Raw genomic sequence first — 1,802 nt, forward strand, 5'->3', positions numbered from 1 at the left:
AGCGACTGGTCGCGGACGCCGCCCGGCGCGCCGTGGGTGAGCAGCGGCTCGGTGCGGCCCCTCGACTGGTTGCGCTTGGCCCACAGCTCGATGGTGAAGTCGCGGTTCGCCAGGTCGAGCGAGTCGGCCAGTACGAGCTTCTCGGCGCCGGCGAACTGCTTGACCGGGAGCGCGGCCGGGACGAGCGAGAGCGAGTAGCCCGAGTCGTCCGTCCGGGCGTGCAGGATCCGGCCCTGCCCGGTCTCCGGGTTGACCCAGGCCTCCAGGGTCGGGTCGCCGGTCGGGGCGATGACCGGGTGCTTGCCGGCGGGAAGCGTCAGGTACTGGTCGCCGCCGGAGAACTGGAAGGCCCGGCCGGGCATCTCGGCCCGCCAGCGGCAGCCGCGCCCGGCGATGGTCGGCTTGGCGGTGCCGTTGGGCACGAACTCGACCTCGCCCGGGTTCAGCCCGACCAGCCGGGAGCCGTTGGAGAGCAGCACCCCGGGGCGGGTGGAGGCGGCCCGGCCCCAGTCGTAGCCGACCAGGGTCACCTTGTCGCCGGGCTTGACGGCGGTGGCCTCGGCCGTGAGGGTCAGCGCCTTGGCGGCGTCCGGGGTGTCGGCGGCCACCGCGCAGCCGGCCGAGCCGATCTGCAGGTGTGCCTTGGCGGGCAGGGCGACGGCGGAGCCCTCGGCGAGCTCCACGGTGGCGCCGTTCACCCGGGCGACCAGGCCGACCGTCACCGGCCGGCCGGGGTCGCCGGCCAGCGCCGCCGTGAACTGGGCGGCTCTGCGCGGAAGCGAGCGCCAGGTCTCGGTCTCGGCGCCGACGGTGATCGTCAGGTCGCAGCGGCCGGGGGCGTCGCCGTCGGAGACCGTGATCGTGCAGCCGTCCAGCGGGAGCGCCGGGTCGCGGGAGAGGAAGCCGAGCGTGCCGCCGTCCCCGTCCAGCGTCTGCAGGCCGCGGATGACGGCGGTGTCGTAGTAGACGGCGGAGAACTGGTCGTCGGTGCCCCGGAGGTAGAGCACGATGTTGCCGGTGCCGCTGTCCAGCAGCGCGGGCCGGTCGCCGCCCCGGGCGAACTCCAGCAGCGCGCCGTTCAGGCTCAGGCCGGTGGCGTCCACGGCGAGCTGCGGCATCGGCAGGGTCAGGTCGTCGTCGCCCTGCAACGCACTCGAAAGGGCGGCCAACTCATCCTGTGAGGTGTGGAGTTCGGCCCGCTTGGTGGCCAGTTCGAGCTGTCGTTCGGTGATCCGCCTGCCCGCCGTGAGGGACTCCTGGACCGCGGCGCGGGCGGCGTCCATCTTCTCCTTGGCGGCGAAGAAGAAGACGTCGATCGGCCACTGCAGACGTACCTTGGTCAGCTTGAACAGCCCCGAGTCGGCCGTGCGGAACTCGGACGAGTGGCGCAGCGAGCCCGTCTTGCTGTCGGCGGGCAGGCCGATGGCCATGCCGCTGGCCTGGTTCACGATCCGCACGTAGTCGCCCTCGCGGATCATGGTGAACCGGAAGTACGTCTCGGCGCGGGCGTCCGGAGTGGCAAAGGGCTCTCGGGGGAGTCCGAGTTCGCCGTAGGAGAAATTGGAGTCGGACGCGGCCAGGAGGAGGCCGTAGCCCTTGGCGTCGGTGGTGGCCAGGCGGAAGACGGAGCTGTCGGCGGACCGAGGGTCGACGCCGGCCAGCGCCCAGGTCGTCCGGGGGCCGTCGTCGCCGGTGACGCCCACCCCGCCGTAGGGCGCACCGTAGACCCACCGCACCGTCTTGCCGTTGATCACCCGCGGGGTCTTGAGTTCCAGGGTGTAGAGCCAGGCGCCCGGCTTCAC

The 1,802-nt window shown here is 72.8% G+C and carries 1 pseudogene; it reads right to left on the reverse strand.

From position 1 onward, the window contains the following. Positions 1-1,802: pseudogene (locus AB0O29_RS35570) on the reverse strand (hypothetical protein); the annotation flags it as partial.

It is taken from the genome of Streptomyces sp. NPDC089915 (assembly GCF_040684675.1).
Classification (GTDB): domain Bacteria; phylum Actinomycetota; class Actinomycetes; order Streptomycetales; family Streptomycetaceae; genus Streptomyces.